Raw genomic sequence first — 20,877 nt, forward strand, 5'->3', positions numbered from 1 at the left:
ACATATGAATGATGATGAAGAGAATTAGAAATCTGATACCTGTAATCCTGTGGCTGACAGTCCTGTTGGCTGCTGTAAGTTGTGGACGGCAGGGTGCCGTCAGGGAAAAACTGGATGTGGCAGAGAGCCTGATGAATGCCAGGCCGGACTCAGCCCTTGCCGTCCTGCAAGGCATACCTGCGTCAGCAGTCAAAGGGAAAAAAGCGTCTGCCAGATATGCGCTGCTCAGCTCCATGGCGTTGGACAAGAACTACATCGACACGACCACTTTTGACATCCTCCAACCGGCTATTGACTATTATACTCAGCACGGTACCCCCGACGAACAACTCCGGACCTACTATTATCAAGGCAGGATTTATCAGAATCAGGGCGATGATGACTCTGCCATGCGTTCATTCATGAAGGGGCGTGATTTGGGAAAACGGGTGACGGACTCTCTGCTGTTGGCCCATACCCTGGTGGCACAAGGCACGTTGTATCTCAAACAGTACAAGACAGACGAATTTATTCAAAACAACAGGGCGGCTGCGGTTCTGTATGCTGCCATCGGCAAAGACCTGCTTGCCATCAAGAGCTGGACGAACGCCCTGGACGGTTGTGTGATGAGGAATGACAGACCGGCGGCAGACAGTCTCCTGTCCGTTTGTATGGCTTTGGTACAGAAGTATCCCGACGGCGGAACGTACCTGTTCCCGTCCCTGCTGGCTTATACCGTAGCGTTTTGTTCCGCTGATGAGATCCGGACTTTTCTGGATAGATACCAAGGTCTGGAGCTGACTCGGGACGAGCGTCTGAATTTCGCCCAAGGTTATACGAAGATTGGCGAATATGACAAGGCGATGAAGTGCCTTTCGGAAGCCAGTACCGCCGGGTCCATCCTGGATTCGATGAAGTATGCTTCGGTAAAAATCCGTATCCTGGAAAAGCAAGGCAGGTATGAACAGGCGCTGGATTTATACAGGAACTACTCTGCTCTGCTCGAACGGTATCAGAAAGGCCTGCTTTCGCAAGACCTGCTGTTCTCTGACAAAAGGCATCAGCTTGAGATGGAAAACCTGATGGAGATTCAGGAACGTGACCGACTCATCTGGGGAACGCTGTGCAGCCTGTTTGCGTTGGTCATACTTGCGGGCTGGCTGTACTATCAGGGACACCTCAGCCGGACAAAACGCATCCTGACAGAGAAAGAAAATGAAAACCTGCGACTTGCGCAGGATAACCTCTGCAAGGAGAAAGAAAAGGTGGAGCTTGAACGGAACAGGAAAATCCTGGAGACAGAGAACCTGAAGCTGGAAATTGTCCGGCTGGAAAGCGAACGTGACAATCTGAAGGCATTGCAGCGGAAGCAGTCGGAACTGGCAAGCCCCGTGAAGAGTGTCATCAAGAACAGGCTTGACATGCTCAACGGTCTGTTGGCAAAAGAGATTACCCGGAATGACAGCTATGCAGAGCAGTATAATCAGTGGATTGAGATGGCCCGCAATGACAAAAAGCAGTTCATGAACTCGACCCGCTTGGCTTTTGCAGCCTCGCATCCCAGGTTCATAGAGTTTCTCGAACAGCACGGGCTGACCACTGATGAAATCAATTATCTGTGTCTGTATGCCATCGGGTTGCGCGGCAAGGAAGTGGGAGAATATATTCAGGTGAAACGTCATTACATCATGAGCCATGAAATCCGAATGAAACTGGGACTTGACGAGCATGAAACCAATATCGGACTCTATATACGCCGACTGATGAAGAGTCTCGAATGATACAGGTGCGGCTTCCTTCCCGGGGTCCTCTCATCGTTTCACCCATACTTTCCATCCCTTTTCGGACGTCCCTTTGCCCTCAAGGCGAACAATCTCGTCGGGGGCAGACGATACTCCAATTGTCTTAAGCTCCTTGAACTTGCCACTGCTCTTGTCTGCGATAACCACGCTCACAGTGCCGCTACGGTTCTTTTTCTTGCGTACAAACATGCCATAAAGGTACTCATTTTAGGTTTGCGTCACCCGCGTCACCGTGAAGATTTTCTGGAACGGCTGATTTTAAAAATGTTACAATTGTTGAAATATCAAGCTGTCAAAGTCAGGAAAATGGGTGGAAGTGGGAGCGTCGCCTATTCGTGTTACCTTGGAGCCCCTCATGTTGAATGAAGTTGTTACGATTGCCCGGCGGGCACTTTATGAACAAAAGAACGGTGAAATGATTGCTCGTGTGAAAGGGACTATACTGGAGACATTTCCCAAGACGACCGATATCATTGCACAGCTGCCATTTGTCAGTGCTCAGGATGGTGTCTTTAAGGTCTTTGGCAAAGGCACTCCCGTCATTTATATTAACAACAGGCGGGTGCAGGACCTGAAGGAACTGGATCGGTTGATGCCGTCCGAAATAAAAAGTATAAAGGTCAATACCATGCCGGGTGCAAAATATGATGCCACCGTCAGTGCTGTTATCCAAATCATTACAGCAAGAGCACAAGGAGAAGGTTTGGGTGGAACTTTATATGTTGGCTCCAAACGTTCCGAGCGTTGGTCTACGGAAGAATTTGCGTCACTTAACTACCGACACAAAGTCTGGGATTTGTTTGGTTCCGTCTATTGGATACAAAAGCGCCAGCAAATTGACATGAAATCCGGTCAGCAGTTGAGTGTGGTAGACACTGTACACGGAGTGGGCTACCGGGAAGAAGAAGAGCTGAAGTCCAACCGGATAACAGCTGTTGGAGGAATAAACTACAATCCGAATGAGAAGATTTCGGCAGGTGTGCAGTATGTATCCAATCATGCGAGCTGGAAAAACAACATGTTCAACGATATCAGCCATATCGTCAATGATAACATGAGTATGACGCAGCAGTTGGCATCATCTGACAGTCCTGACTATGATCACAATATCAATACCTATTTTAGTGGTAACCTGGGAGGCAATCTTTCTTTGGACGTTAATCTGGATTGGGTGAAAGGACATGAGACGGACAAGATGTATTCATGGTTTCCGAATGATGTATCTGAAGATGTCAGTACGGTCAGCAATCGCCGTTACGGTTATTATGCTTCGAAAGGTGTGCTGACTTACGCCAGTAAGTATGTGAACCTGGAAGGTGGAGCAGAATATGCGTATACTGACATGACTCAAACTTATGATATTGACAACACCACACTCGGTATCAACAACTCCAACGACGTTACCAGGCAGAATCGTTGGGCATTGTTCGTTTCTGCCAAATCCCAGTTCGGTCATTGGGGATTCGGAGCCGGGATACGTTACGAAGATATTGATTTCAACTATTATAAAAATGAAGCCTGGAACAAGGAACAATCAAAAAAATTATATGACGGCCAGATATATTGGCTTCAACATATCTTATACCTTCCAACAGGGGCAAAGGTCTAAGCTGAAGCGTGATTCTTCGCTGATTAATGCGGATCAAAATTCAGGTGTCCAATGATTGTTGTTGGGCCTCTGTCGGCAGGAAATAGGATTATAGAATATAGGTTTTATTAGTTGAATGAATTTGTTCATCTTTGCAACTAGAATACTGGTGGCGAAGAATAAAAAAAACCGTCCTTGATGGACGGGTATCTCCTTTAACTTGGTTACGTGTTTTGATAACAGAGGCTTTACCAAGCATTACAATGCAAAGGTCAGATTTTAAATTGAATGTGCAACATGAAATATAAAGAAATTGTTCGGTTGTACTCGTATCCGAGGATTCCCAAATATTATAAAGCAGTCAATGGCGATAAGAACAAGGCTCAGATGCTGTATTTGCCAATATGAAGATAGCCCGGGCATTCCATCCCAGCTAAAAGAAAAAGGTCTCCAACTGTTTCAGCTGAAGACCTTTCTTCTGGTGATCCGCCTGGGGTTCGAACCCAGGACCCCAACATTAAAAGTGTTGTGCTCTACCTGCTGAGCTAGCGAATCAAACCTTCTTTTGCACTCATTTCTGAATTGCGGTGCAAAGGTACGTACTTTTTTGAATGTGACAAGTGTTTGAGATGATTTTTTGTCCGGCAATTGTATTTTATACGAAAAGGAGCGTCCGGTGATACCAGAATGTAGGAAAAACAACGGGGAAAAGTACATAAAATAAGCTGAAATGCTAAAATATAACGAATTTTAATTCCGAGTAAAGCACGAATGTACTACTTTTGCTTCTTTAAGAATGCAAACAAAAATGGGAAAACTCTATGTTGTACCTACTCCCGTGGGAAACTTGGAAGACATGACATTCCGGGCGATACGGATACTGAAAGAGGTGGACTTGATTCTGGCGGAAGACACGCGGACGTCAGGAGTGTTGCTGAAGCATTTTGACATAAAGAATGCCATGCTCTCGCATCACAAGTTCAATGAACACCAGACGGTGGAACGTATCGTGGAGCGAATCAAGGGAGGCGAACAGGTGGCACTGATTTCTGATGCCGGCACACCGGGAATCTCCGACCCCGGATTCCTGATTGTGCGCGAATGCGTCCGTAACGGAATTGAGGTCCAGTGCCTGCCGGGAGCTACCGCCTTTGTCCCGGCACTTGTTGCTTCAGGATTGCCCGACGAACGTTTCTGCTTCGAAGGCTTCCTTCCGCAGAAAAAGGGACGTGCCACACGCCTGGCGCAATTGCAGGACGAGGCGCGGACGATGGTGTTCTATGAGTCACCCTATCGGCTGGTGAAGACCCTGACGCAGTTTGCCGAGGTGTTTGGTGCCGAACGCAAGGTCGCGGTCTGCCGTGAAATCTCGAAGGTGCACGAAGAAAGTGTCAGGGGAACCTTGGCGGAAGTCATTGCCCATTTCCAGCAGAGTGAACCGAAAGGGGAAATCGTCATCGTGCTCGCCGGAAAGGACAAGGATGAAAAGGAAAAATAAACACGTTACACTATAAAACAACAAAATTATGAAAAAGTTACTTTGGCTGTCATTCTGTGCAGTTGCACTGATGACTTCTTGTGAACAAATGGGAGGCGGAAGCAAAGCCTTGCAAGCAGAGAACGATTCGTTGAAGGTGGCGCTTTCAGACAGAGAGAACGAGCTCGACCAGATAATGGGTACGTTTAACGAAATCCAGGAAGGATTCCGGCAAATCAATGAGGCTGAGGGCCGTGTGGATTTGCAACGCGACCAGAATGGGGAGAACCTGTCGGCTTCGCAGAAAGTGAAAGATGACTTGAAGCTGATCACCCAGACCATGGCGGACAACCGCGAAAAGCTGGCGAAACTGCAACAACAGTTGAAGAACAGCCGCTACCAGTCGACCGAGCTGAAGAAGGCCATCGCCTCACTGGAAAGAGACCTGGCTGAGAAAGCCGAGCAAATCAAGGCGCTCCAGGCTGAACTGGCTGCCAAGGACATCCGCATCGCCGAACTGGATGATGCCGTTGCCGGACTGACGACCGATGTGGAAAACCTGTCGGCTGAAAACGAAATCAAGACCAAGACCGTCGAAGCACAGGACAAGGCCCTGAACACCGCTTGGTTCGTGTTCGGTACAAAATCGGAACTTAAAGAACAGAAAATTTTGCAAAAAGGAGATGTTTTGCAAAGCGATGACTTCAACAAAGATTACTTTACCCAAATCGACATCCGCACCGACAAGGAAATCAAGCTATACTCTAAGAGTGCTAAGCTGTTGACCAACCATCCGGAAGGCTCCTACTCATTGGTGAAAGATGCAAAAGGACAATATATTTTGAAAATCACCAATCCGAACAAGTTCTGGAGCGTGTCGCGCTATTTGGTAATTCAAGTAAGATAATCTATCTTTGCACCAGTCGTTTCTGTGCAAAGGAAGCGACTGCGTGCATTTATGACAGCAAAGTACAGGAACCTGTTTATCGATTTGGACGATACACTGTGGGCGTTCTCCGAGAATGCCCGGGATTCATTTGCTGAAGTGTATGTGGAGTTTGACTTCGGGCGCTATTTCGATTCGTTCGAACAGTTTTATTCCATTTATACCGAGAGGAACAATGCGCTGTGGGTCGATTATGACCACGGACGCATCACCAAGGAAGAGTTGAACCGCGAACGTTTCAGCTATCCCTTGCTCAAGGTGGGAGTCGGTGACCCGGAGTTGGTCCACGCATACATGAAGGCTTTCTTTCGTATCATTCCAACTAAACAGAAACTGATGCCGCATGCCCGGGATGTGCTGGAATACCTGAATGGGAAGTACCGCCTTTACATCCTGTCAAACGGTTTCCGGGAATTGCAGTCGCGGAAGCTGGCTTCAGCAGGCATTGAAGGCTATTTCCGTAAAGTCATCCTTTCGGAAGACCTGAAGGTGAACAAGCCGCGTGCCGAGATTTTCTACTTTGCCTTGTCGGCTACCCAGTCGGAACTCAGGGAGTCGCTGATGATTGGTGACAGCTTTGATACCGACATCGCCGGTGCCCGGGGAGTGGGGATGGACCAGGTGTTCTACAACCACCGCCACCGTACGGAGCTCCCCTTCCGTCCGACGTACGAGGTAGCATCCTTGACGGAATTATTCGACCTGTTGTGAAACAGGGGATAACTAAATAACAATAAGATACTCTTTAATGACTTCTATGAGGACGTTGTGAAACGTGGATGAATAGAAAATTATCTCTAAAATGTGAATGGACAGCCTCCTTCGGGAGGCTGTTTCCGTTTCCGGACATCTCCGGCGTGTGTAAAAACCGGGAAGGAATATCCTTAAATAGAAACGAATCCATTATCTTTGTGAACTTCAATCCCGCCAAGGTTCAGACAGGGTTGAGGCTAGAATCAAGACACAGTAAATTAGCTGATACAGAATGAAAGAATTTGTTATCTCTCAAGCTCAGACCGAAAAAGCCGTACTGGTCGGTCTGGTCACCCGATTGCAAGACGAACGTAAGACCAACGAATACCTTGACGAACTGGAGTTCCTGGCGGACACAGCCGGGGCGGAAGTGGTCAAACGTTTTACTCAAAAACTCGATATGCCCAACTCGGTGACTTACATAGGGAAAGGTAAGCTGGAGGAGATTCGTGCCTACCTGGAATCCTGCGAGGAAGACCCCGAGACGGAAATCGGTATGGTGATATTCGACGACGAATTGTCGGCAAAGCAAATCCGAAACATAGAGAAGGAGCTGAAGGTGAAGATTCTCGACCGCACTTCACTCATTCTGGACATCTTCGCAATGCGTGCCCAGACGGCGAGTGCCAAGACGCAGGTGGAGCTGGCGCAATATAAATACATGCTTCCCCGCCTGCAACGTCTGTGGACTCACTTGGAACGTCAGGGAGGTGGCTCGGGCAGTGGCAAAGGCGGTTCGGTGGGACTGCGTGGTCCGGGTGAGACCCAGCTCGAAATGGACCGCCGTATCATCCTCAACCGCATGTCGCTCCTGAAGCAGCAGCTGGCGGAGATTGACCGGCAGAAGTCCACCCAGCGCAAGAATCGCGGACGACTCATCCGCGTGGCTCTCGTGGGCTACACCAATGTAGGCAAGTCTACCCTGATGAACCTACTGGCAAAGAGCGAGGTGTTCGCTGAAAATAAGCTGTTCGCCACGCTCGACACCACGGTGCGCAAGGTCATCATCGACAATCTCCCCTTCCTCCTGTCCGACACGGTCGGGTTCATCCGCAAGTTGCCTACTGACCTGGTCGATTCGTTCAAGTCGACGCTTGACGAGGTGCGCGAGGCAGACCTGCTCATTCACGTGGTCGACATCTCCCATCCCGACTTTGAGGAACAGATTACGGTGGTCGACAAGACACTAGCCGACCTGGGTTGTGCCGACAAGCCGACCATCCTGGTGTTCAACAAGATTGACGCATACACCTACGTGGAGAAGGATGCCGACGACCTGACGCCGCGCACCAAGGAGAACATTACGCTGGAAGAGCTCATGCAGACGTGGATGGCAAAGATGCACGACAACTGCATCTTCATCTCCGCCCGTCAGAAGACCAACATCGACGAGCTGAAGGCGATGTTCTACAAGAAGGTCAAGGAGCTGCACGTACAGAAGTATCCCTACAACGACTTTCTCTACCAGACGTACGAGGAAGACGGGAACCCCGAATAATCCCCCGGCTATGATGATGAATGCTTACCGTCCGTTGTCGGTCCGCGAGATAGCGGTCTTGCAGCAGCAAGGCTGCCGGGCAGACGACTGGAGTCACATACAGGTGAAGGACGGCTTCACACCCGAAGCCGTCGAGCAGGTGCGTTTCTACGGTCCGGTCCGTCTGGGTGTCTTTCACCGGACGTTGGAGCCGGAGCCGGGCATACACCGTCCGTCGGGTATCCGTCAGGCAGAGCTGCATGATGTCACCGTGGGCGATGACTGTCTCATCGAGCAGGTGGGCTGCCTGTCCCGTTACGACATTGCGCCGGGTGCATACATCTCCCGGGTGGGGACGATGAGCGTGGAGCCTTCCGCCACGTGTGGCCTGGGCACACCGGTCAATGTGTTGAGCGAGGCGGACGCCACCTTCCGTGTGTGGCTCCACCGACGGCTGGGCGCGCAGGAGTTTTACCTTCGTTCGCGGTTGTCTTCGTCGGGGTGTCGTGCCCTCGATGCCTGGGTGAAGGCGGAAGTGGAGGCATCCATCCCGTCGCGGGGCGTTGTGGGGGCGGATGCCTGCATCGTCGGTGTCTCCAGGCTCCGGAATGTCTATGTCGGCGCTTCAGCCGTCATCGACGGAGCATCGTGTGTGGAGGACTGCTACCTGGACAGTTGCCGCGAAGCCCCCGTCCGTCTGGGGACCGACGTCATCTGCCGGCGTACGGTGCTGCAAGGCGGTGCGGAAGTGCTGGACGGTGCGAAGGTGAGCGAGTGCCTCGTCGGGCAGGCTGTTCATGTCGGCAAGGGATTCTCGGCGGAAGCCTCCCTCTTCTTTGCCAACTCCTACCTGGACAACGGGGAGGCGTGTGCCGTCTGTGCCGGACCGTTCACGGTGAGCCATCACAAGTCGACCTTGCTGATAGGCAGCATGAGCTCGTTCTTCAACGCCGGCTCGGGTACGAACATGAGCAACCACATGTACAAGCTCGGTCCGCTGCATCACGGGGAGCTGGAGCGTGGGTGCAAGACGGCGTCGGGAGCCCACCTCGTGTGGGGCGGACGCGTCGGGGCTTTCTCCATGGTCATGGGCAAGTTCGACTGTCACGCCGACCTGTCTGCCTTCCCCTTCTCTTACCTCTTTCACACTGACGGACGTACCGTGCTCGTCCCTGCCATCAACTTCTTCACGGTCGGCACCTGTCGTGACGTGCACAAATGGCCCGTCCGTGACAAACGTCCGGAGGGTGTCCCTCCCTGTGACTTCATTTCCACCTGCGAGGCGCTGACTCCCTACACGGTCTCCCGCATCCGAGAAGGACGGATGAGGCTGGAACAACTCTTGCACGCACAGGCAGGCAACGCCCCGGAATGGTATGAGCCGGTACGCGGAGTGTTCGTGAAGGCAGGCGCACTGGAGCGCGGCATCGGTCTCTACCGACTGATGGAGCAGCTCTACATCGCCCGCTACCTGCCCGAGGAAACGTCCGCAGAACTGTGCATCCCCCTGCGGTCCGATGAGGAGTGGCACGACATGCTGGGGCTGGTGGTACCCGGAAGTGCCTTCCGTGCCCTGTGCGACGAGGCGTCAGACGGACGCGGGGCATCCCTGCAGGAGTTCCTGGACAAACTCGGATGCCTGTGTCTCGCCTATCCCGTCTGGGTGCAGGCACACATCCGTGCCCTTTATTCTGCGGAAGAGAGGGAGGAAGCACGCGTCCGCCGGACAGCCAACGAAGAACGCTTTTATGCCCTGCTGGAAGCTGACGTCAGCAAGGAGGAATGCCTGGGTGGAGCTACGTTTGCCCCTCTTGCAGCCGCATTCAGAGAACAGCTGCACCGCGAAAAGGAAGAACAACTAAAGAAAGCTAAAGAACGGGCATCTTCCCCGAAGCCCGGGCACGACTAACTGAAGATATTCGTACATTTGCATACGTACTAATCTAATTATAAAACGTAATACTTTATATTATGGCAACACCTCCGTTTAAGTATGAAGCTCCTTTCCAGCTCGGAGAGGATACGACTGAGTATTATCTGTTGACAAAAGACTATGTGTCGGTGAGCGAGTTTGAAGGCAAGCCGATTCTGAAAATCGAGAAAGAAGGTCTGACCGCCATGGCGAACGCCGCCTTCCGCGATGTCTCGTTCATGCTGCGCCGCTCACACAACGAGCAGGTCGCCAAGATCCTGAGTGACCCCGAAGCCAGTGAAAACGACAAATATGTGGCACTGACCTTCCTGCGCAATGCCGAGGTAGCCAGCAAAGGGGTGCTCCCGTTCTGCCAGGATACCGGTACTGCCATCATCCACGGCGAGAAAGGACAGCAGGTGTGGACAGGCTACTGCGACGAGGAAGCACTGTCCCACGGTGTCTATAAGACTTACACGGAAGAGAACCTCCGCTACTCACAGAACGCTCCGTTGAGCATGTACGAGGAGGTGAACACCAAGTGCAATCTCCCTGCACAAATCGATATCGAGGCCACCGAAGGCATGGAGTACAAGTTCCTCTGTGTGACCAAGGGAGGTGGCTCTGCCAACAAGACCTATCTGTACCAGGAGACGAAGGCCATCCTGAATCCCGGCACGCTCGTTCCCTTCCTGGTGGAGAAGATGAAGACGTTGGGTACGGCTGCCTGCCCGCCCTACCACATCGCGTTCGTCATCGGAGGAACGTCGGCTGAGAAGAACCTCCTCACGGTGAAGCTGGCTTCGACCCACTACTATGACAACCTGCCGACGACCGGTAGCGAAGGCGGACGTGCCTTCCGTGACATCGAACTGGAGAAGCAGGTGCTCGAGGAGGCTCACCGCATCGGGCTGGGTGCCCAGTTCGGCGGCAAATACTATGCACACGATGTCCGCATCATCCGCCTGCCGCGCCACGGCGCTTCCTGCCCCGTCGGTCTGGGCGTTTCCTGCTCTGCCGACCGCAACATCAAGTGCAAAATCAACAAGGACGGTATCTGGATTGAGAAGCTCGACAGCAATCCGGGCGAACTGATTCCGGCAGAACTCCGTCAGGCTGGCGAAGGCGATGCCGTGAAGATTGACCTGAACCGTCCGATGGCAGAGATTCTCAAGGAACTGACGAAGTATCCGGTTGCCACCCGCCTTTCGCTCAACGGAACCATCATCGTGGGCCGTGACATCGCCCATGCCAAGCTGAAAGAGCGTCTCGACCGTGGCGAAGACCTGCCGCAATACATCAAGGACCATCCCATCTACTACGCCGGTCCGGCAAAGACCCCGAAGGGCATGGCGTGCGGTTCCATGGGACCGACGACAGCCGGACGTATGGACCCCTACGTGGACCTCTTCCAGAGCCACGGCGGCAGCATGATCATGCTCGCCAAGGGTAACCGCAGCCAGGCTGTGACCGATGCCTGCAAGAAGCATGGCGGCTTCTACCTCGGCTCCATCGGTGGTCCGGCAGCCATCCTCGCACAGAACAACATCAAGAGCATCGAGTGTGTGGAATATCCCGAACTCGGCATGGAAGCCATCTGGAAGATTGAAGTGGAGAACTTCCCGGCCTTCATCCTCGTGGATGACAAGGGCAATGATTTCTTCAAGCAAATCAAGCCCCAGCCGCTCTGCTCGGTGAAGAAGTAATCAGCTGACACGACTGTAAACTGTAAACGGCACAAGCCATCCCGTCGCATGACGGAGGCTTGTGCCGTTTATCGTTAGGGACAGACCGGTTCAAACGCCGGGAAGAGCGCGGTGAAAGTACGCCTTATACGGACCTAAGTATTATACTTTGGCAGCCTAAGTATTATACTTAGGGGGTCTAAGTATGATACTTTGCTTCATTAAGGTGGCGTTCGTACTGTGTCAATGCCCCGCCTTCCGTTGATTGATGACGGACTGTGACGGGGAAGGGCGCAGGTGTGTGCGCGGCGACGACCTTGTCAGGATGTCGACGCCTGTTCCGTCTGAAAAAAGAAAAACACCGCCATGACCATCAGCACGACGCCCAGCACGCCGTAGAACCAGCGGGCACGGCGACGCCCCAGACTGCGCACGATGAACTGTGTGTTTTGGGCAGTGAAGAACCAGTCCCAGTCGAGTACGGCAGCCAGTAGCGACAGGATGCCGGCGAGAGCGAACAGGGACTGGACGAAGTATTGCGGTCCCATGTGGATGGCAGCTTATGCGTCGAAGCGTACCACACGGCAGCCCTGTTCGTCTTCTTCTATCGTCACCTTGACGGCATCGGACGGTAACAGCTCTTCCACCAGCTCCGGCCATTCGATGAAGCACAGGGCGCCGCTGTAGAAGTAGTCCTCATACCCCATGTCATACACCTCCTCGAGCTTCTTGATGCGGTAGAAGTCGAAGTGGTAAATCAGCTCTTCGGTGGCTGAGCGGTACTCGTTGACGATGGCGAAGGTGGGTGAATTGATGACGTCGGTCACTCCCAGGCATTCGCAGATGGCCTTGATGAAGGTGGTCTTGCCGGCACCCATTTTGCCGTAGAAGGCAAAGACCGTGTTGTCGCCCATGGCAGCGATGAACTCGCGGGCGGCATCGTGGATGTTTTCCAGTGAAGTAATCTTGATTTCCATATGGTTGTTCGTTTGTTTAGTTCCGGTTCCGTAGAAGAAGCTTCCCCACCTTGCATCCGGCATAGATGAGGATGGAGAAGAAGATGATGGACGCTCCCGAAGGCACGTTGTAACGATAGGACAGCAGCAGTCCGCCCAGGCAGCTGAGGCAGGCGATGAGGATGGACAGCCCGATGATGCGGCGGAAGCTGTTGGTGAAGAGGTTGGCAGTCATCTGCGGAATGGTGAGGAGCGAGATGGCGAGCACGATGCCCACCATGCGCAGACAGGCAACGATGGTGAGGGCGATGAACATCATCAGTCCGTATTCAATGACCGTGACGGGGAGCCCTTGCGAACGGGCAAACTCACGGTCGAACGCCGTATAGACAATCGGGCGTAGGAAGAGGGTGAAGAGGAGTCCCAGCAATGCCGACAGGACGGCAAGCACCCAGATGTCCGAACGGGTGATGGTGAGGATGTTCCCGAAGAGATAGGACGAGAGGTCGGGGGCAAAGCCCGGGGCGAGGAAGCTGAAGATGATGCCGATGGCCATGCCGAATGTCCAGAACACGGCAATGGCGGAATCCTCGCGCATGTCGCGCCGCTTGCTCAGCCACTCCACGCCGAATGCCGAGAGGACGGAGAAGACGGCTGCCGAGAGGATGGGGGAGATGCCCAGGTAGACTCCCAGCCCGATGCCTCCGAACGAGGCGTGCGTGATGCCTCCGCTGATGAACACCAGCCGCCGCGTGACGATGTACGTGCCGATGATGCCGCAGGCGATACTGGCAAAGAGACTGCCCAGCAACGCATGCTGGAAGAACGTGTATTGCAGGATGTCGAGAAGTTCCATAGTGTGGGGTAATCAGGATTTGGGGACGGGATGTGCGCGCAGGTCGTCCACGATGAGGATGATTTCATCTTTCACGCCGTCGGGCAAGGAGACGCCTCGCAGTTGCAGGCTGCGCACCCAGCCGGGCACGTCGTCCGGCCGCATCGTGTAGAGTACCTCGCGGAAGGCGTCGGCGTCCTCGTCGTTGTAGCCGTCAGAGGGAGTACCGCGGAAGCGGTCCAACTCTTCGTCGTCGTAGTATTCAATCTTCCGGCTGACTCCTGCCAGCAGGCTGTCGCGTTCACAGACGGCATGCTGGCCGCAGCATTCCATGTCCGTGCGTGGGGCGGGCGCATCTTCTTCCGTCGGTGTGTCGCCCTGTTTCTTCCGGTTCAGGTTTCCCAAAGCATAGGCTGCGATGCCGAGCACCAGCAGCGCTCCGATAAAAATAGCTATCAGTGTCATAGTTCCTCCAGATGAAATCCCGCACGGCGCAGGTCGTCCCAGTAGTGAGGGTACGACTTCGACACCACTTGCGGGTGGTTGATGCGAATCTCCGGCAGGCAGAGGGCTGCCGGTGCGAAAGCCATCGCCATGCGGTGGTCTTCATACGTGTCGATGACGGGGCAGGGGTCAGCCGGCACCCGTTCTCCGTCCCAGGCGAGGACGGAGCCTTCTTCCTCTCGGACGGCATAGCCCAACTTACGCAGCTCGATGCGCAGGGCCTCCATGCGGTCGGTCTCCTTGATTTTCAAGCTTTGCAGTCCGCTGAAGCGGAAGGGCATCCCGAGCAGGGCACAAGTCACGACGAATGTCTGCGCCAGGTCGGGTTGGTTGGTGAAGTCATAGTCCATCCTTTCCAGCGCGCGGGGCATGCGACCGAGCACGGCACCTGCTCCGTTGAAGTCCGTCTTCACGCCCAAGGCTCCGAAGAGCTGCGCCACGGCACTGTCTCCCTGCGGACTGTCGGGCAGCAGTCCCGGCAGTTCCACCTGTGCCTCCCGGCTCAATGCCGCCATTTCGTACCAGTAGGAAGCTGCGCTCCAGTCGCTCTCCACGGTGTAGGGGCGTGTGCTGTAGGCATGTGCTTCCACACGGACGCTACGTCCGTCGGGCATCCATCGCACCTGTCCGCCGAAGTCGGTCATCAGACGGAGCGTCAGGTCGATGTAGGGACGCGAGATGATGTCGCCCGTCAGGTGGAGCGTCAGTCCTTCCGGAAGCGTGGCGCCAATCATCAGAAGGGCGGAGATGTATTGTGAGCTGACGTCTCCCGGCAGTGAGACCTCCGATGCCGTGAGCCTTCTTCCGTGTATCAATAAAGGTGGAAATCCTTCCGTCTGCGTATATTCAATGTCTGCCCCCAGGCTGCGCAAGGCATCAACCAGGATGCGGATGGGGCGTTGCTGCATGCGGGCAGTTCCCGTCAGGAGATGCTGTTCGTCCGGTTGTACTGCAAAGAAAGCCGTAAGGAAGCGCATGGCTGTCCCCGCTGCCCCGATGTCGACCACATCTCCGCGTGAACGCAGTCCGTCGACCATCACCCGTGTATCATCGCAGTCGGATAGATTGCCGATGTCCGCCTTTCCGCCAGCCAAAGCATCGAGGACAAGTGCCCGGTTGCAGATACTTTTCGAGGCAGGCAGGCTGATGCGGCAATTGATTTGTGAAGGAGCTGTAATTCTTAGTTGCATTTTAAATGAGTGGTTTACTAACTACATCTTTGCAAAAGTACGCATAAAAACCTTAGTTGCGTCAGCTTTCGGCGAAAAACCTCATTCTGTCATCGGAATCGCCCTTTCGGGTGACACTTGTACTTGCTTCCATCGCCTTTCCGGCCGTCTTCCTCTGTTGCCGTGTCAGAAAAAATGCCCTTCCCGATAAAAAAAGTCATGGAAAAGTTTGCATAACCAAAAAGAAGGCGTACCTTTGCATCCGCAATTCGGGGTGTAGCTCAGCCCGGTTAGAGTACGCGTCTGGGGGGCGTGTGGTCGCTGGTTCGAATCCAGTCACCCCGACTGGTAAAATGAAGGAGTTAAGTGATGAACTTAGCTCCTTTTTATTTTTATATACTGACGGATTACGGCTCAGTTTGTTTTTGGCTCAGTTTGGGCTCAGTTTGTTTTCCTGAAAAGGCATTTCATTATTATGAAGAAGCGGAAGATTATTACAATATGGGGCGAATGTATGAGCAAGGTGTCGGTACAAAGCAGGATTTGCAAAAGGCATTTGAATGTTATTCAAGTCTCTGATTTTGAATGTTAATTGCTTGCGTCTTGGCATAATAGTAATGATTTTCCTTTTTCGGTGGTATAATATTTCTGTAAACGACTGTTAGGCTTGTCAGGAACGGTCATTGCCAACAATCCTTCCTCAACCATAGGCTTTATGAATTTCTTCATAAATGTAGCTCTGTCTTTAAATCCAGCACAAACAATAATCTCACTGTTTGCCCGACCTTCTGTTGCGCAAAAAGACAGAATTGAATTAAGTATATTCCATTCTATACCTAATTTATCTTTAACTTGTTCCCGACTTATCGGTGACTTATCGGTGACTTGTCGGTGACTTGTTGGTATATTCTCCGCAAACTCAAACTCTTTAGGGTCACGATAGGTAATAGAAAAGATAAACTCCTCTCCACTATGTATCTCTATTTCAGAGTTTTCAAAATATAACGGAGCATATTTTCGAATATTTTTCTGTCCAGAACCAAGTTCTTCAGCCCATTTCATTTCACGGAACACCTTTGTTATTAGCGGATTCTTTGTACGGGTGCGCCAATCATTTATATCTATATCCCCTGTTTGGAAAGGTTTCGTACGATGCCACGGACAACAGTTCAGAATAGTCTGTTCCTTGCCAAATAAGAGAATAGCAGCCAACTTATATCCTTCTTTGTTTGTTCCCCGTTGTTTACCCCAAAACAGACTTTTCAGGAATTCTTCATTTGTCATGCTCAGCCACGGATGATTGGAGTTATGGATGGAAATGTGGCTACGCATAATTTTGAACGATTCTTCGTCCATATCTTCCAAGGTCACATCGGGAAACACCTCGTTTTCGGAAGATTCCTTTTCTTTTCGCATGAACATATTCTTAATCAGATAGGTATGCTTTGACACATCATTGTCCGCATCACCCCAACGGTCGAAGAAACGATTTTTGTATCTATGTACCTGTTCACTCTCTGGTACATTCAGATACAAGATAATCTTACCGTCTACCTCAGCCTGTTCCGGTGTGATTGGCATTGGAGGAAGAAATTGTTCAGGATTATTCAGCGTATTGATAATGCTTTTGGTCATATCTGTTACACATTTAGGGTTAATTCCCAATATTGCGCCATCATCATCTACTCCCAAAAAGATATACCCTCCCTCTGCATTCAAGAAAGAGCATACGGTTTCATACACAGATGCTGAAACCTGATCCGTACATTTCTTAAATTCTACTTGCTTATTCTCGCCATGCGAAAGTAAGTCCTTTATTTTATCTGTTGATAACATGCTATTTCGTTTATAATACTTTTATCGCTTCGTCTATTACACTACTGGCAAAACTATCCAAGTAAATGTTGGTCGTTTCTTCTTCCAATGATGAAATGCTAAAACCGCCCTTGCCAAATGGGTAAGTTGTTTCTGAGGTTTCACCATCTTGATTCCTTTACATTTCCTTTGTTTGAGTAGTGAAAGAATTCTTGTTCGAATTGATTTAGTGTCCAATCAACTTTATTAGCATCAAAATCTGCTATAATGCGAAGTATCTCTGATTTCTTTTGCGTTAACCATTCGTTGAGGTATATTCGGTCTGGATGTAATTTGGGGATACGTTTATCTGTGACAAACATTTCAAGTTTGTCATTCCATTGATGTGCCCCTGCATAAATGCTTAACGCCATCACCTTCCGTTTATTATTTTCCGGTAAATAATTTGTATAGTTGTATATTGTTTTTAATACCTGTTTTATTAGCTTTGCAACGATAAAGTAGATTGTATCATAGATATACAGTCCTTTTATTGCAACAGGTTTAAAAATCAAGACGGATAAATAATCGAGCATGAGTATATGGAATGTTTTACGGCGGATGATTACAGGCGGAAAGAGAAACTCTACCGCCAGGGAGGAGGTGCCGGAACATATACCACAGGAATACAAGGAGGTCTTGGCTTTCAATCGGACTTTTGATGCATTGATGACAGAAGAGCGTTTTATAGCTCGGAGCGATTATAAGGAGTTGGTTGAAGGGGCAGCCCACTTGTATCAGTTCTATGAGACATTGTCGTCTTCCAATGTACTGGATGATTTTATTCGTAAAAGTAAACTTGATTCATCGCAAATAGACCGTTTTCGTGAGACATATGCCGGGCTATATGATTTGACTAAGGAATCTCCTTTTGTGCAACAACACAATGAAGAATATGTCAAACGTCACCTGGTGTTGGAGAAAGACTATCTGGATACTATCCTGAAGGAATGCGATCCTGCAATTTTGCTGGATGAGGAACAGCGCAGGGTGCTTCTTTCTGAGGAAGATCACACGTTGGTGATTGCAGGAGCCGGGGCGGGCAAGACAACCACTGTAGCTGCCAAGGTAAAATATCTGGTAGACAAACGTGGAATAGAACCTTCCAAAATCCTGGTGATTTCATTCACCAATAAAGCTGTTGGAGAACTGCGTGAACGGATTAACGGCTGTTTGCACATCAATTGCCCCATTACTACATTCCATTCGGCCGGATATGCCATTTTGCGGAAGGGAGATTCTGAAGGCAAGCGTATTGTCGATGGAGGCTACATGTATGCTGTTATAAACAAGTATCTGAAGTCTGCCGTGATGAGCCGGGAAGATCTGGTGAAGAAACTGATTCTTTTTTTCGGGTCTTATTTTACTGCACCTTATGAGGGAGATGATTTGAACCGTTATTTTCGCTTTGTTTCCAAGGCTGATTTTTCGACGTTGAAAAGTAACTTGCATGAGTATGTGAGACAGATTGTGGACCGTAAGACTGAAAAAGTACAGACTCTTAACAATGAAATACTCCGTTCCATTGAAGAGGTTCGTATCGCTAACTGGCTCTATCTTCATCAGATTGACTATGAGTATGAACCGGTCTATCGCTATCGTGTCTTGGATGCCAGCAAGCCTTATACGCCGGATTTTCGGATAAAACAGGGTGACAAAGAATCTTATATTGAGCACTTTGGAATTACGGAGGATGGACGGAACAGCCGTTATACACCGGCGGAACTGGAGCGTTATAAAGCCCGGGTGAATGATAAAATCCGTTTGCACCGGAAACATAAGACCGATTTGATCTATACATTTTCTGCTTATCGGGATGGACGTTCTTTTCTGGAACACCTGGAGGAGCAATTGTTGGAACGGGGGTATGTCATAAATGAACGTCCGTTGAATGAGGTCTATAAGAAACTGGTAGACGCGGAAGAAAATAAGTATATTACCAAGTTTACTCTTTTGATTTGCCATTTTATCAGTAATTTCAAGACGCAAGGTTACAAGGCTGAGAAATTCGAAGCGTTCAAATCTTCCGTGAAGAATGTGCGTACAAGGCTGTTCCTGGATATTTGTAGCGTTTGTTTCCTGGAATATCAGAAGGCATTGAAAGAAAGCTGTAGTATTGATTTTGAAGATATGATCAATGAGTCGGCTGAACTGATTCGTAAGAAACAGGTGAATCAGGAACATTTGGACTTCAAATATATCATCGTTGATGAGTATCAGGATATCTCCAGACAACGTTACAACCTGATACGTGAGCTGTCAGCTTTGTGTAGTGCCAAGATTGTGGCAGTGGGAGATGACTGGCAGTCTATCTATGCCTTTAGCGGTTCTATTTTGCCGTTATTTACTCGGTTCTGCCAGGAAGTGGGTTATGGACAGGAATTGAAGATTACACGCACGTATCGAAATGCGCAAGAAGTGATAGACATTGCAGGTGCCTTTATCCAGCGGAATGAGAATCAGATAAAGAAAGCATTGATTTCTCCGAAACGTATTACGAATCCGGTAGTCATCCGTACATACAGTGAGAAATACTCCAGGCAGCAGGACGGAGGACGTTATTACAATCTGGGAATAGCCGTGAATGAGGCTATCAGTGATGTGATTGAGTATAATAAGGTTGAGGGAAAGTCACGTGTTGTTTCTATTCTGTTGATCGGACGTTATGGCTTTGATGCCGTCCATCTCTGTCGTTCAAAAGAGTTTAACTATGATGAGAAGTCCGGACGTGTGTATTCCTCACGTTATGGTTCACAGGTAAAGCTGCAATTCCTGACTGCGCATAGCTCTAAAGGATTGAGCGCGGACAATGTTATTATAATCAATGCAAAAGATGATGTTTACGGATTCCCCTCTAAGGTGGATGATGATCCGGTATTGAGCCTGGTAGTCGTCAATGACAATTCGTACACTTATGCGGAAGAGCGTCGCCTGTTCTATGTGGCACTGACCCGTACAAAAAATCGTGTCTTTATTGTGACACCTTCACAGCGTCCCTCGGAATTCATCAAAGAGCTGTTGAGCGATACGGCGCGTTATCCGAATGTCACCTTGAAAGGTGAATTGGCGTCTGCTGTGAATGACCCGTTGCCTATAGGAAACCGTTGCCCGATTTGTGGATATCCGATGCAGCTGCGTTGGAACAAGAACTATGGATTGAAACTGTGGATTTGTACCAACGAACAGGAACTGTGTGGCTTTATGACGAATGACATGAGAGGGGGAGAACTGGGCATTCAGAAATGTGATTGGTGTGAAGATGGGTATTTGGTTGTGAAACCAGCCAAACAGCATTTTATTCTGGGCTGTACGAACTATAAGGATGATAAGTCCGGATGCGGCCGGATGTTGGGATTGTCGCATTACAGGGCTTGGCTGCGGCATGATTTCGGCATTGAAGACCGTTCTGTCAATTGTCCTTCTTATTTCAAAAAGAAGCCCGTGGAGGATATGGACGAGGTGACTCCTCCGGAGATGATTCCGGTTAAGGCAAAGAAGACTGTTTCTTCCGGTTCTTTTGCCGGAGTGAATATGGTGGAATATACGCCAGGCAAGATCGATACTGTTGAATTCCGGGTCTTAACCAATGCGGAAGGTCAAATCATTACAGACATGGAACTCCTTAGACTTCTGTATGAGCTACGTATGCAGCTTGCACAAAAAGAAGGGATTGCAGCATCGAAGATTTTGCAGGATGCTGTGCTTGTACGCCTGGCGACGGACAAGCCGACTGACAGAGAGGAGTTCCTTCGCATTTATGGCATAGGTGATCGGAAGTATGAAGCGTACGGCGATGTTTTTTTAAGTGAAATCAAGTCCTATGTACATTAGTGCTTTCTATTCCTTTTTGACTTGGTGCCGTGGTATATCTTCTGTAAGTTCAAACTCTTTAGGCCCAAGATAGGTAATTCCCTGAATGTTTCCTGTCTCGAACTAAGCT

Annotated in this window: 18 protein-coding genes and 2 tRNA genes; 11 read left to right on the forward strand and 9 right to left on the reverse strand. The window is 50.3% G+C overall.

Going from position 1 to position 20,877, the window contains the following annotated elements; all coding sequences use genetic code 11:
- Positions 1-14 precede the first annotated feature (14 nt).
- Complete coding sequence (locus C8275_RS04030) at positions 15-1,760, forward strand: hypothetical protein (protein ID WP_157948159.1); 1,746 nt, start codon at positions 15-17, stop codon at positions 1,758-1,760.
- A 30-nt stretch (positions 1,761-1,790) separates the two neighbouring features.
- Here C8275_RS04030 and C8275_RS04035 read toward each other — a convergent pair whose 3' ends face one another.
- On the reverse strand, positions 1,791-1,970 hold the full coding sequence (locus C8275_RS04035; protein WP_106484193.1) for a hypothetical protein: 180 nt from the start codon (positions 1,968-1,970) through the stop codon (positions 1,791-1,793).
- Positions 1,971-2,136: 166 nt separating this feature from the next.
- Between C8275_RS04035 and C8275_RS04040 the strand changes: the two genes are divergently transcribed.
- The gene (locus tag C8275_RS04040) at positions 2,137-3,390 is read left to right on the forward strand and encodes an outer membrane beta-barrel protein (RefSeq protein WP_157948160.1); all 1,254 of its coding nucleotides are present in this window, start codon (positions 2,137-2,139) and stop codon (positions 3,388-3,390) included.
- 458 nt (positions 3,391-3,848) lie between these two features.
- Here the strand turns inward: C8275_RS04040 and C8275_RS04045 are convergent.
- A tRNA-Lys gene (locus C8275_RS04045) sits at positions 3,849-3,924 on the reverse strand.
- A gap of 253 nt (positions 3,925-4,177) precedes the next feature.
- Here C8275_RS04045 and rsmI point away from each other — a divergent pair.
- The 6 genes from rsmI to C8275_RS04075 all read left to right on the forward strand — a co-directional run bounded on the left by rsmI (position 4,178) and on the right by C8275_RS04075 (position 11,640).
- Entirely contained in the window at positions 4,178-4,867 is a 690-nt protein-coding gene (gene rsmI / locus C8275_RS04050; RefSeq protein ID WP_106484195.1) for a 16S rRNA (cytidine(1402)-2'-O)-methyltransferase, read from the forward strand.
- A 28-nt stretch (positions 4,868-4,895) separates the two neighbouring features.
- On the forward strand, positions 4,896-5,753 hold the full coding sequence (locus C8275_RS04055) for a hypothetical protein (protein ID WP_022385615.1): 858 nt from the start codon (positions 4,896-4,898) through the stop codon (positions 5,751-5,753).
- 51 nt (positions 5,754-5,804) lie between these two features.
- Positions 5,805-6,503: a YjjG family noncanonical pyrimidine nucleotidase gene (locus tag C8275_RS04060; protein WP_106484196.1), complete on the forward strand. Its 699-nt coding sequence runs from the start codon at positions 5,805-5,807 to the stop codon at positions 6,501-6,503.
- 274 nt (positions 6,504-6,777) lie between these two features.
- The gene (gene hflX / locus C8275_RS04065) at positions 6,778-8,043 is read left to right on the forward strand and encodes a GTPase HflX (RefSeq protein WP_022385613.1); all 1,266 of its coding nucleotides are present in this window, start codon (positions 6,778-6,780) and stop codon (positions 8,041-8,043) included.
- 10 nt (positions 8,044-8,053) lie between these two features.
- Complete coding sequence (locus C8275_RS04070) at positions 8,054-9,931, forward strand: DUF4954 family protein (RefSeq protein ID WP_106484197.1); 1,878 nt, start codon at positions 8,054-8,056, stop codon at positions 9,929-9,931.
- A gap of 62 nt (positions 9,932-9,993) precedes the next feature.
- Positions 9,994-11,640, forward strand: a complete 1,647-nt coding sequence (locus C8275_RS04075; protein ID WP_022385611.1) for a fumarate hydratase — start codon at positions 9,994-9,996, stop codon at positions 11,638-11,640.
- A 299-nt stretch (positions 11,641-11,939) separates the two neighbouring features.
- On the opposite strand, the gene C8275_RS04080 is transcribed toward C8275_RS04075, so the two are convergent.
- Genes C8275_RS04080 through C8275_RS04100 form a run of 5 tightly spaced genes read right to left on the reverse strand, consistent with a single transcriptional unit; the run spans position 11,940 to position 15,104 of the window.
- Positions 11,940-12,167 carry an immunity 17 family protein gene (locus C8275_RS04080; protein WP_106484198.1) on the reverse strand — a complete coding sequence of 76 codons (228 nt, stop codon included), beginning with the start codon at positions 12,165-12,167 and terminating at the stop codon, positions 11,940-11,942.
- Between the two features lie 12 nt (positions 12,168-12,179).
- Positions 12,180-12,596, reverse strand: coding sequence for a tRNA (adenosine(37)-N6)-threonylcarbamoyltransferase complex ATPase subunit type 1 TsaE (gene tsaE / locus C8275_RS04085; RefSeq protein ID WP_022385610.1), 417 nt, complete (start codon positions 12,594-12,596; stop codon positions 12,180-12,182).
- 16 nt (positions 12,597-12,612) lie between these two features.
- Positions 12,613-13,431 carry a metal ABC transporter permease gene (locus C8275_RS04090; RefSeq protein WP_106484199.1) on the reverse strand — a complete coding sequence of 273 codons (819 nt, stop codon included), beginning with the start codon at positions 13,429-13,431 and terminating at the stop codon, positions 12,613-12,615.
- Between the two features lie 12 nt (positions 13,432-13,443).
- A complete protein-coding gene (locus C8275_RS04095; RefSeq protein ID WP_022385608.1) occupies positions 13,444-13,875 on the reverse strand; it encodes a hypothetical protein in 432 nt (143 codons plus the stop codon).
- Positions 13,872-15,104 carry a 3-phosphoshikimate 1-carboxyvinyltransferase gene (locus C8275_RS04100; RefSeq protein ID WP_106484200.1) on the reverse strand — a complete coding sequence of 411 codons (1,233 nt, stop codon included), beginning with the start codon at positions 15,102-15,104 and terminating at the stop codon, positions 13,872-13,874. Before C8275_RS04100 ends, C8275_RS04095 begins: the two co-directional genes overlap by 4 nt.
- Positions 15,105-15,353: 249 nt before the next feature.
- Between C8275_RS04100 and C8275_RS04105 the strand changes: the two genes are divergently transcribed.
- A tRNA-Pro gene (locus C8275_RS04105) sits at positions 15,354-15,428 on the forward strand.
- A gap of 24 nt (positions 15,429-15,452) precedes the next feature.
- A complete protein-coding gene (locus C8275_RS14605) occupies positions 15,453-15,662 on the forward strand; it encodes an SEL1-like repeat protein (protein WP_157948161.1) in 210 nt (69 codons plus the stop codon).
- A 9-nt stretch (positions 15,663-15,671) separates the two neighbouring features.
- Here the strand turns inward: C8275_RS14605 and C8275_RS04110 are convergent, their stop codons facing one another.
- Entirely contained in the window at positions 15,672-16,919 is a 1,248-nt protein-coding gene (locus tag C8275_RS04110; RefSeq protein ID WP_106484201.1) for an RNA-binding domain-containing protein, read from the reverse strand.
- 140 nt (positions 16,920-17,059) lie between these two features.
- Positions 17,060-17,473, reverse strand: coding sequence for a hypothetical protein (locus C8275_RS04115; protein ID WP_106484202.1), 414 nt, complete (start codon positions 17,471-17,473; stop codon positions 17,060-17,062).
- On the opposite strand from C8275_RS04115, the gene C8275_RS04120 reads away from it, so the two are divergent.
- Positions 17,472-20,768 (forward strand): UvrD-helicase domain-containing protein, encoded by a 3,297-nt coding sequence (locus C8275_RS04120; RefSeq protein ID WP_106484203.1) that lies wholly within the window; start codon positions 17,472-17,474, stop codon positions 20,766-20,768. The genes C8275_RS04115 and C8275_RS04120 overlap by 2 nt on opposite strands.
- The last annotated feature ends 109 nt before the right edge of the window (positions 20,769-20,877 follow it).

Source organism: Bacteroides sp. Marseille-P3684, assembly GCF_900291465.1.
Lineage (GTDB): Bacteria > Bacteroidota > Bacteroidia > Bacteroidales > Bacteroidaceae > Phocaeicola_A.

Coding starts and splice junctions, on each gene's coding strand:
- C8275_RS04030 (WP_157948159.1), top strand. CDS start 15: ATGAAGAGAATTAGAAATCTGATACCTGTAATCCTGTGGCTGACAGTC.
- C8275_RS04035 (WP_106484193.1), bottom strand. CDS start 1,970: ATGTTTGTACGCAAGAAAAAGAACCGTAGCGGCACTGTGAGCGTGGTT.
- C8275_RS04040 (WP_157948160.1), top strand. CDS start 2,137: ATGTTGAATGAAGTTGTTACGATTGCCCGGCGGGCACTTTATGAACAA.
- rsmI (WP_106484195.1), top strand. CDS start 4,178: ATGGGAAAACTCTATGTTGTACCTACTCCCGTGGGAAACTTGGAAGAC.
- C8275_RS04055 (WP_022385615.1), top strand. CDS start 4,896: ATGAAAAAGTTACTTTGGCTGTCATTCTGTGCAGTTGCACTGATGACT.
- C8275_RS04060 (WP_106484196.1), top strand. CDS start 5,805: ATGACAGCAAAGTACAGGAACCTGTTTATCGATTTGGACGATACACTG.
- hflX (WP_022385613.1), top strand. CDS start 6,778: ATGAAAGAATTTGTTATCTCTCAAGCTCAGACCGAAAAAGCCGTACTG.
- C8275_RS04070 (WP_106484197.1), top strand. CDS start 8,054: ATGATGATGAATGCTTACCGTCCGTTGTCGGTCCGCGAGATAGCGGTC.
- C8275_RS04075 (WP_022385611.1), top strand. CDS start 9,994: ATGGCAACACCTCCGTTTAAGTATGAAGCTCCTTTCCAGCTCGGAGAG.
- C8275_RS04080 (WP_106484198.1), bottom strand. CDS start 12,167: ATGGGACCGCAATACTTCGTCCAGTCCCTGTTCGCTCTCGCCGGCATC.
- tsaE (WP_022385610.1), bottom strand. CDS start 12,596: ATGGAAATCAAGATTACTTCACTGGAAAACATCCACGATGCCGCCCGC.
- C8275_RS04090 (WP_106484199.1), bottom strand. CDS start 13,431: ATGGAACTTCTCGACATCCTGCAATACACGTTCTTCCAGCATGCGTTG.
- C8275_RS04095 (WP_022385608.1), bottom strand. CDS start 13,875: ATGACACTGATAGCTATTTTTATCGGAGCGCTGCTGGTGCTCGGCATC.
- C8275_RS04100 (WP_106484200.1), bottom strand. CDS start 15,104: ATGCAACTAAGAATTACAGCTCCTTCACAAATCAATTGCCGCATCAGC.
- C8275_RS14605 (WP_157948161.1), top strand. CDS start 15,453: ATGAACTTAGCTCCTTTTTATTTTTATATACTGACGGATTACGGCTCA.
- C8275_RS04110 (WP_106484201.1), bottom strand. CDS start 16,919: ATGTTATCAACAGATAAAATAAAGGACTTACTTTCGCATGGCGAGAAT.
- C8275_RS04120 (WP_106484203.1), top strand. CDS start 17,472: ATGAGTATATGGAATGTTTTACGGCGGATGATTACAGGCGGAAAGAGA.
- C8275_RS04115 (WP_106484202.1), bottom strand. CDS start 17,473: ATGCTCGATTATTTATCCGTCTTGATTTTTAAACCTGTTGCAATAAAA.